This is a genomic window from Corynebacterium sp. MSK019, assembly GCF_030232425.1.
Classification (GTDB): Bacteria; Actinomycetota; Actinomycetes; order Mycobacteriales; family Mycobacteriaceae; genus Corynebacterium; species Corynebacterium jeikeium_D.
This window is the reverse complement of record NZ_JASPJT010000002.1, coordinates 277,251-285,916: the sequence shown is the minus strand read 5'-3', so window position 1 is coordinate 285,916 and position 8,666 is coordinate 277,251. Positions and strand designations below refer to the sequence as shown.

General features: G+C 55.7%; 7 protein-coding genes. 4 read left to right on the top strand and 3 right to left on the bottom strand.

Features of this window, described 5'->3' with window-relative positions:
* Positions 1–138: 138 nt before the first annotated feature.
* On the bottom strand, positions 139–1,071 hold the full coding sequence (locus tag QP982_RS02485) for a hydrogen peroxide-inducible genes activator (RefSeq protein WP_049193018.1): 933 nt from the start codon (positions 1,069–1,071) through the stop codon (positions 139–141).
* Between the two features lie 105 nt (positions 1,072–1,176).
* Here QP982_RS02485 and QP982_RS02480 point away from each other — a divergent pair, with 105 nt between their 5' ends.
* Together QP982_RS02480 and ahpD are read left to right on the top strand one after the other, a co-directional pair.
* The gene (locus tag QP982_RS02480) at positions 1,177–1,773 is read left to right on the top strand and encodes a peroxiredoxin (RefSeq protein WP_016422637.1); all 597 of its coding nucleotides are present in this window, start codon (positions 1,177–1,179) and stop codon (positions 1,771–1,773) included.
* 5 nt (positions 1,774–1,778) lie between these two features.
* Positions 1,779–2,303 carry an alkylhydroperoxidase, AhpD family gene (gene ahpD / locus QP982_RS02475; RefSeq protein WP_016422636.1) on the top strand — a complete coding sequence of 175 codons (525 nt, stop codon included), beginning with the start codon at positions 1,779–1,781 and terminating at the stop codon, positions 2,301–2,303.
* A 127-nt stretch (positions 2,304–2,430) separates the two neighbouring features.
* On the opposite strand, the gene QP982_RS02470 is transcribed toward ahpD, so the two are convergent.
* Together QP982_RS02470 and QP982_RS02465 are read right to left on the bottom strand one after the other, a co-directional pair.
* Positions 2,431–3,648, bottom strand: a complete 1,218-nt coding sequence (locus QP982_RS02470; protein ID WP_284870165.1) for a hypothetical protein — start codon at positions 3,646–3,648, stop codon at positions 2,431–2,433.
* A 142-nt stretch (positions 3,649–3,790) separates the two neighbouring features.
* Complete coding sequence (locus tag QP982_RS02465) at positions 3,791–5,893, bottom strand: neutral/alkaline non-lysosomal ceramidase N-terminal domain-containing protein (RefSeq protein ID WP_016422634.1); 2,103 nt, start codon at positions 5,891–5,893, stop codon at positions 3,791–3,793.
* Between the two features lie 217 nt (positions 5,894–6,110).
* On the opposite strand from QP982_RS02465, the gene QP982_RS02460 reads away from it, so the two are divergent.
* Both QP982_RS02460 and trhO read left to right on the top strand, forming a co-directional pair.
* Complete coding sequence (locus tag QP982_RS02460; protein ID WP_016422633.1) at positions 6,111–7,613, top strand: DUF1846 domain-containing protein; 1,503 nt, start codon at positions 6,111–6,113, stop codon at positions 7,611–7,613.
* A 61-nt stretch (positions 7,614–7,674) separates the two neighbouring features.
* Positions 7,675–8,607, top strand: a complete 933-nt coding sequence (gene trhO / locus QP982_RS02455; RefSeq protein ID WP_016422632.1) for an oxygen-dependent tRNA uridine(34) hydroxylase TrhO — start codon at positions 7,675–7,677, stop codon at positions 8,605–8,607.
* Positions 8,608–8,666: the final 59 nt, after the last annotated feature.

The window sequence follows — 8,666 nt, the reverse complement described above, 5'->3', positions numbered from 1 at the left end:
ACCTTATATAAGCCCGTTTTATGCGGCCTGACCAGCAAATAGGCTGAAAATCAGACACACTTTTTGTCACTTAACCCGGAACTGCCAGCCCGGTTTTTGCTTATTTCGTACGCTACTGCGGCATGCGCCAAGAGAGCTTTAGGCAACAGCGTCTATGTATGCTTGCCGTACCAGTTCGGCAATTCGATTGAACTCGCCGCCGCGTACCGATGATGCCCGGTGAACCAGCCCAATGGTGCGTCCCGGCCGTGCCGGACCTTCGAATCGCGCAACAGCCAGGCCGGGACGGTCGGCCTCAATCTTGACAGCCGATTCCGGTACAAGCGACTGCCCCAACCCACCGGCAACACACTGCACGACGGTCGATAGAGAAGCCGCCCGTGTTTCCAAGCTGGAGGTCTCGCCGTGAACAGCATCGACCTTGCGACAAATATCCAACACTTGGTCGCGCAGGCAATGACCGTCGTCAAGCAGAAGCAAGTCCAAGTCTCTGATTGCCTCAAGCTTTACCTCTTCCTTACCTGCCAGCGGATGATCCTCTGGCACGACGATGTAGAACTCTTCGTCGTAGAGGTAGATCTCTTCAAAGGAAGGCACATCGGACGGCAGTGCCATGATGGCTGCATCAATGGTGCCGGAGCGAAGTGATTCGATGAGGCGCTCGGTCGGCTCTTCGACGATCCTAGGCTTTAGATCTGGCAGCTCGTCACGAACCAACTGGAGGAAGTTGGGCAGCACGTATGGAGCAACCGTAGGGATAACACCAATGGATAGTGGTCCGGACAAATCATCTGTACGGCCAGAGGCGCGAGCAACGATCTCGTCAACAATTTCAGATGCTTGGCGGGCATATGGAATCAGACCGCGACCGAGTGGCGTCACCAGCACTCGGCGAGTCGAACGCTCTACAAGCTGCACCCCCAGTCCCTGCTCAAGGGTGGAAAGCGCTTGTGACAGGCTGGGCTGTGAAATGCCGAGGCGGGCAGCGGCTTGACCGAAGTGACCGGTATCGGCAATCGCGACAAAGGCACGTAACTGAGGCAAAGTGGGCCGATAATCTCTATTACGCATACCTATAAGCCTACACGAGCTTATTAACTTTTTCCTCTTGACGGTTCGGGAATCCATAGGCATAATGGTGTGTGACCCCAAAAGGAATACATTCAGGAGGATTCCATGGCAATTTTGACTGTTGGCGACAAGTTCCCCGAGTTTTCTCTGACCGCTCTGAAGGGCGGCAACCTGCGTGATGCAAACGCTTCTTCTCCGGATGACTACTTCGAGCAGGTAACCAATGAGTCCTACGAGGGTAAGTGGAAGGTCGTCTTCTTCTACCCGAAGGACTTCACCTTTGTCTGCCCGACTGAGATTGCTGCATTCGGCAAGCTGAATGAGGAATTCGAGGACCGTGACACCGTTATTCTCGGTGGCTCTGGCGACAACGAGTTCTCCCACTTCAACTGGCGTGCAACCCACGAGGAACTGCTGGACATCCCGTTCCCGATGTTCTCCGACATCCGCCATGACCTGATGCGTGCACTCGGCGTCGAGAACGCTGACGGTGTTGCAGACCGCGCAACCTTCATCATTGACCCGGACGGCATCATTCAGTTCGTTTCCGTTACCCCGGACGCTGTCGGTCGTAACGTTGACGAGGTTCTGCGTGTTCTCGACGCTCTTCAGTCTGAAGAGGTCTGCGCATGTAACTGGCAGAAGAATGACCCGACCAAGAACATCGACAAGATGGACGTTCTGAAGCAGGAGCTGAAGTAACTCATATGAGCATCGATAACCTTCGTTCCGGTCTACCGGAGTACGCCAAGGACATGAAGCTGAACCTTGGCACTCTCACCCGTTCTACGGAACTCTCCGAGCAGCAGCTGTGGGGTACCCTGCTTGCATCCGCTGCTGCCACCCGCAACGAGACCGTTTTCTCCGAGATCGCTGAGGAAGCCAAGGAGCACCTGTCTGACGAGGCTTTCGAGTCTGCGCTTGGTGCGGCCACCGTTATGGGCATGAACAACGTTGCTTACCGCACTCGCCACATGCTCGGTGATGACTACGCACAGGTCAAGTTCGGCCTGCGCATGAACATCATCTCCAATCCGGGTGTCGAGAAGGAAGACTTCGAGCTGTGGTCTCTGGCAGTTTCTGCCATCAACGGCTGTGAAGCTTGCGTGACTTCTCACGCAAAGGTCGTCCGCGATGCTGGTCTGACCAAGGAGCAGGTCTGGGAAGCTGTGAAGATTGCAGGCACCGTCTCTGGTGTTGCACAGGCTGTCTTCGCCGAGGCTACCCGCTAAATATTCGGAGCATAGGTTCGGCTTTTGATAGCCGAACGCTCCCCCGCAGAATTACCTGCTGACGAAATAGCGCCCAAGGAACCAATTTGTACCGGTTCCTTGGGCGCTTTTTCTTGTTCGTTTTTGGCTAGTGCTGCGGAGGGTAATAGCCCGGATTTTCCTGCGCGTCATTAATAACTCGCCGGCCACCGATGAGCTGGCGGTAGATGTGCACCTGAACCAGCATAGCCAGCGGCATTGTGTACAGGATGCCAATATAGAAGAGCATCGCACCTGCGGAAGAAACAATCGACGTCAGAATGAATGCAACAAGCATCGTCCAATATTGGGGCTTTACCAGGCGCCAAGCGACAACCGGCGCCTCAAGCGCAGTTGCTCGACCATCGAAAACAAGTAGTGGCATAGTCGCTGTAATTGGCATGATGAAAATCGACGTCAACAACAAAACCAAGTAGCCCAGTGGAATCATCGCCGCGGCAGCTTCACTGCCATTGGCGGACAGGGATGCTCCAGCGATGAAGAGCACCATCCCCGGCAGCATGGCGAGCAGTCCCACCAGGAACGTGACAATGTAGACACCGATAAGAGACCCCCACCTGTTTACACGGAAGAAAGTACCGTAGTTCGGCACTCGCCCATCGACAGCGTCGAATGCACCGCGCAACATAAATGCCTGCATCGCGAACATGCCCACGGCAAATAGGAGTGCCATCGCGCCGACAGTCGCGAACATTGACCCTAGATCCTCAAACGGAACATCGCCTGGATAGTTCGGCTCAAATTCCGGATCGAAGTCACCAGAGGCAAAGAGAATTGCCGCTGCGCCAACAATCAGGGCGACTAGTACGGCGAAGAACGTCAGCATGACGCCAAGCCAAGAAGCAAAATTGCTATTTAGACTACGAAACGCCGCGGAAAAGGCACTTCCAATGTCGACCTTCGTCGGCCCCTGTGCCACAGGCTTCACCGGTGGCTCATTGCCACCTGGCATGTTGACTCCGGGAGCAAGTGCACCGGCTGCAGAAGCCCCGCTGGACTGGTGCTGCCAGTAGCTCGAGTCCGCACCATAGGGTTGCCCGCCGTAACTATCGCGCGACTCGCCAGTTCCATAAGAAGGAATTTCGCCATAAGCCTGTTCACGGCCGTAAGTCTGATTCCACTGTGGCGAATCCTCTGGTCCACGCGGGCCATGTTGTGCGTCCGAATCGAACCCGTAAGGGTTGTAGTCCTGCGAACCATTGTTGGGAAAACCGTGACTCTGGGAGTCATAGTTATTGGACTCATTGTCCCGGCTGCCGTCACCGTAAGAATCGTTGTTGCTATATGGATCGTTTGAGGTATTCATGAAGCAAATTGCTCCTGCCAAATTGACGGATACATACAAATAACGCGCACAACGGACTATACGTGAGACAAGCCCTTGATGAGTTTTTAAAGGCCGAAGTATAAGTCACATTGTGCGCATGGACGTGTTTAATTGGACGTTCTTACACGAGCTCCACCGCGGCGACTCCCTCGAACTCGTTCAGCGAATCACCGGCACCCAACGCGCTACCACGCACGATGATGTCATACTTGCCCGGCGCGACTCCTCCGGTCTCCCAAGTGACCTTGGCGGTGGTGTAATTACCGTCCTTGGCAAATTCAATGACAGTTGCCTGGTCCCAGTCGTCAGAAACGATCTCACCGCGGTCATTCTTGATGAGTAGGTAGCCGTCTTCCAGTCGCAAGTCGTTATTCGGATTTGCCGCGACGAATTGGGCAACGGCCTGCTGCCCTACCGTGACGCTTGCAGTCGATTCGAGCACGTCACCAAAATTCTTGCCCATTGGTACGGAATCGATAGTCTTTCCTCCTGCTGGCGACGGCGGGATGATGCCAGTGAGATCACCTGCAGCACTGCCCGGGTCGACAGCCATGCCGTCGGCAAGCGCGTGGGCGAGATCGTGATAGATGGAGATCATCGCACTGAGCGTGTACTTGCCGAAAGCCGTTGCGCCGCCCTCGTAGTCCTGCTGATCGTATTCCTCTGGGGTAACGACGTAGTGTCCATAGCTGTTGGTGTAGCCCTGGCAGATGACAGTGTCGATTGGAACGCCGAGGACATCGGCGACGTGCTGACGCATGCGGTAACCCGACATCGTGGTGGGTTCAAGGCCGTTGGTAATCAAGGTGAAGCCACCGATGCGGGTGATGGAGAACATGTGGGTCTGCTGGAGAAGACCATCGATGTAGCCCACTGGCAGCAGGCATTCTTTCTCGCCCTGAATCTCCCCGATATTTTTCGGGAGTACGACGTTATTGAGCTGACGTACCCACGGTGTGCCTCCACGCTGGCCCTCGTTGAAACCTAGGGCTGGTTCGCCGCCGCCGTCCTCCTGGCTACTGGCTGCGAAGGCCGCACCGAGGATTGCAGGTCCAGTGCGGTGCGGCTGGCCGTCGGGCGTGAATTGGCCGTCAATGTCGACATCGCCGAGGTTGACCCACTTGTGGACGGTAGAGATTCCGCCTCCTGGCAGTGCAATGGTCTGACCCTGGGTAGCGTCAATCTGACGCTGACCGAGAATGCGGGCGGACTCTGCTTCGTCTCCGTTGCCGGGACCCGAATTTGGCACGAGCCCCATGTTCGGGCTGATGTCACCCGGGCACGACATGGTAAATGCGGCGACAAAGGGGGCATCGGCCGGCTCACGGTGGGTAACCCCGCGGTCGACCTCAACCTTCCATGCTGCATAGCCCTTGTTGTCGCCGTCGATGATGGTGTGCTCGGGGCCGAAGGTGGTCGGATGAATTCCATACCAGTTAATGAATCCGACTTCGCGACCACCGCGACTCACGTGCAGTGTATGGCTTTCCGGGTTGACTCCGTCGGGGAAAAGACGCTGTTCTTCCTCGGGGTTACGCCTGAATGCCTCCAGGGAGCGGTTAACACCCGCATCCTTGGCAATCCCCTTGGTCAGGTGGATAGTCGACGGCTGGTAATCAGCGTGTGCACGTTCAATAGCCTTGACCACACCGACGACCACAGCTTCGAAAGTGACGGGACGGAAACCGAGAGTAGTCAGGTCGACCATAAGATGGCCCGATGTACCACCCGGCGCGACATGCGTATGAGATGCGCAGATAAGCACGTTGCCCTCGTGGTAGAGGTCTCCGAAGAGAGCTCGCAGTCGCCGCAGAACTTCCATCTGGATGGACTGGAACATGAGCCCCATATCTGCGGTGACGTGGACGACACGGTTGTCGTTGTCATCACCGAAGATGAATGCACGCGCCATCTGGCGAAGACGCAGACCCGAGGTGGTCTGGTCCATGACCGCATACCCGTTCATGCCAGCGCCGAGTGGCTCGCCTGTCATGTCAGCCATTCCTCGACCGACATTCAAAGTGGTGGTCGAATTCCCCGCGGCGGCAGAAGCCCCGTTTGCAGGAGCGGCGTTTGCCTTTGATGCACCATTTACGGCAGGCATCATACTCGCAGCTGACACGGCAGTTGCTCCGACGAGGAAGCCTCGCCTGCCCACTTGGTACGGGGCGCGTGCGGTTGGTTCTGCCGAATTCGACGATGATGCCATCTGGGGATCGAGCATGTCACATCCTCTTCATATTTCTTTTTGAATATCAATATGTTGGACTTTAATCAGACAATCCCCTACGCGGGGCCTAATAAGCCAAAGTTCCCAAAATTCCCCCCGCGACAGCAGTAACCGATACGACATTCGCAAGGCGGTATCACTACCATGGACACAGTAGAATTTCGCAAGCTTTAGCGCGCTCCCCCGCAGACACGACTTCAGAAAGGGCACCATGGCTCAGGCTGTCGGTTTTAACCGCGAAAAGTACATCGAAATGCAATCCGCTCATATTAAGAAGCGGCGCGCAGACATCGCAGGTGAAGGCGGCAAGCTCTACCTCGAGATGGGCGGCAAGCTATTTGATGACATGCATGCCTCGCGTGTTCTCCCCGGCTTCACACCTGACAATAAAATCGCTATGCTCGATCGTCTCAAGGACGATCTGGAAATCATGGTGTGCATCAATGCCAAGGATCTGGAGCGCCACAAGGTCCGCGCTGACCTCGACATCACTTACGAAGACGATGTGCTGCGCCTCGTCGATGTCTTTCGTGAACGCGGGTTTCTAGTCGACAGCGTCGTCGTCACGCAGCTTTCCGACGACAACACCCTGGCAAAGAACTTCATTGAGCGCCTGCAGCGACTCGGATTGAGCGTAATCCGCCATCGCAATATCGAGGGCTACCCGACAAACACGGAGAAAATTGTCAGTGAAGCCGGCTTCGGGCTGAATGAATGGGCGCAAACGTCGCGGGACTTGGTCGTTGTTACAGCGCCGGGCCCGGGCTCTGGAAAGCTGGCGACCTGTCTATCGCAGATTTATCACGATCACAAACACGGAATTCGTTCCGGTTACGCAAAGTTTGAGACCTTCCCTATCTGGAACCTGGCACTCGAACACCCGGTAAATCTGGCCTACGAGGCGGCAACAGCTGATCTCGATGACATCAATCTCATCGACCCTTTTCATTTGGCCGCCTATGACACCAAGGTCACCAGCTATAACCGTGATGTCGAGGTCTTCCCACTGCTGCGCACTCTGTTGGAGAAGCTCGCGGGCGAGTCGCCGTACAAGTCACCGACCGACATGGGCGTCAATATGGCCGGTTACTGTATCGACGATGACGAAGTGTGCCGAGAGGCATCCAACCAGGAAATCGTTCGCCGTTACTACAAGGCTCTTGTCGACGAACACAAGAACAGCGCAGACGACGAAGTCTCACAGCGCATTGCCATGATTATGAGCAAGGCCAACGTGTCGACAGCCGCCCGCCGAGTCGTCGCACCAGCTCTTGAAGTTGAGAAATCTACCGGGGCACCGGGCAGCGCAATCGAATTGCACGATGGCACAATCATCACGGGCAAGACTTCTGAACTACTCGGATGCTCAGCAGCAATGCTCCTCAACGCTCTCAAGAAGCTCGCCAATATCGACCCGGACTTGCACTTGCTCTCCCCAGCTGCCATTGAGCCAATTCAAACGCTTAAGACGCATCACCTGGGCAGCCGCAACCCCCGCTTGCATACCGACGAGGTTCTTATCGCCCTTTCCGTGTCTGCGGCCACCAGCGACGACGCCCGCGCAGCCCTCGCCGAGCTGAAGAACCTTCGAAACTGCGATGTCCACACCACCACCATTCTGGGCAGCGTGGACGAAACAATTTTCCGCAACCTAGGTGTCCTAGTGACTTCGGAGCCTAAGTACCAGAAGAAGGCTCTCTATCAGAAGCACTAAGCCATACCAGCAGCTCACGCCGAAAATAGGATAACTGAGAGAGCAGACTAGAATAGTCCCCGTGAGCATCAGCAAGATTCTTCTGTACTACCAGTTCGCCCCACTGTCCGATCCGCGTGCCATCATGCTGTGGCAGCGCGATCTTTGCGAGTCGTTAGGGCTCAAGGGCCGCATTCTGGTGTCCGAGCACGGCATCAATGGCACCGTCGGCGGTGATCTCGATGCCTGCAAGAAGTACATCAAGAAAACCAAGCAGTACCCCGCTTTTCACTCCATGCAGTTCAAGTGGAGCGAAGGCGGCGCTGATGACTTTCCAAAACTCTCCGTCAGGGTTCGCGACGAAATCGTCGCTTTCGGTGCTCCGGGTGAGCTGAAAGTCGATGTCGATGGTGTCATTGGCGGCGGCACACATTTGAAGCCGGAAGAGGTCAATAAACTGGTCGAGGAACGCGGCGACGATGTCATCTTCTTCGATGGCCGCAACGCAATGGAAGCCGAGATTGGCAAGTTTAAAAACGCTGTCGTCCCGGACGTAAAGACCACGCACGACTTCATCGACGAACTGGAATCCGGTAAGTACGACTGGATGAAGGACAAGCCGGTTATCTCCTACTGCACCGGCGGCATCCGCTGCGAGATCCTCTCCGCACTAATGAAGAACCGCGGTTTCGAAGAGGTCTACCAAATCGACGGCGGTATTGTGCGCTACGGCGAAAAGTTTGGCAATAAGGGGCTGTGGGAAGGCTCCCTCTATGTCTTCGACAAGCGCATGCATATGGAGTTTGGCGATGGCATCGAAGACGAGGACTACGTACAGCTCGGGCACTGCGTCCACTGCGGCAAGCCCACAAACACCTTCCAGAACTGCATCAACGAAGATACCTGCCGTCGTCAGGTGCTTATTTGCGATGATTGCTGGGAGCACACCGAGACACAGCACTGTGGGCGCGAGGACTGCAAGGAAGTTGCCGAAGAGCTAGCGGCGGCAAAGTAGGACGCTCCCTGCTGCCATCGGACTATCTCGAGCACCTCTTAATCAGCACAGATGTGGGT

Coding starts and splice junctions, on each gene's coding strand:
- QP982_RS02485 (WP_049193018.1), bottom strand. CDS start 1,071: ATGCGTAATAGAGATTATCGGCCCACTTTGCCTCAGTTACGTGCCTTT.
- QP982_RS02470 (WP_284870165.1), bottom strand. CDS start 3,648: ATGAATACCTCAAACGATCCATATAGCAACAACGATTCTTACGGTGAC.
- QP982_RS02465 (WP_016422634.1), bottom strand. CDS start 5,893: ATGCTCGATCCCCAGATGGCATCATCGTCGAATTCGGCAGAACCAACC.
- QP982_RS02480 (WP_016422637.1), top strand. CDS start 1,177: ATGGCAATTTTGACTGTTGGCGACAAGTTCCCCGAGTTTTCTCTGACC.
- ahpD (WP_016422636.1), top strand. CDS start 1,779: ATGAGCATCGATAACCTTCGTTCCGGTCTACCGGAGTACGCCAAGGAC.
- QP982_RS02460 (WP_016422633.1), top strand. CDS start 6,111: ATGGCTCAGGCTGTCGGTTTTAACCGCGAAAAGTACATCGAAATGCAA.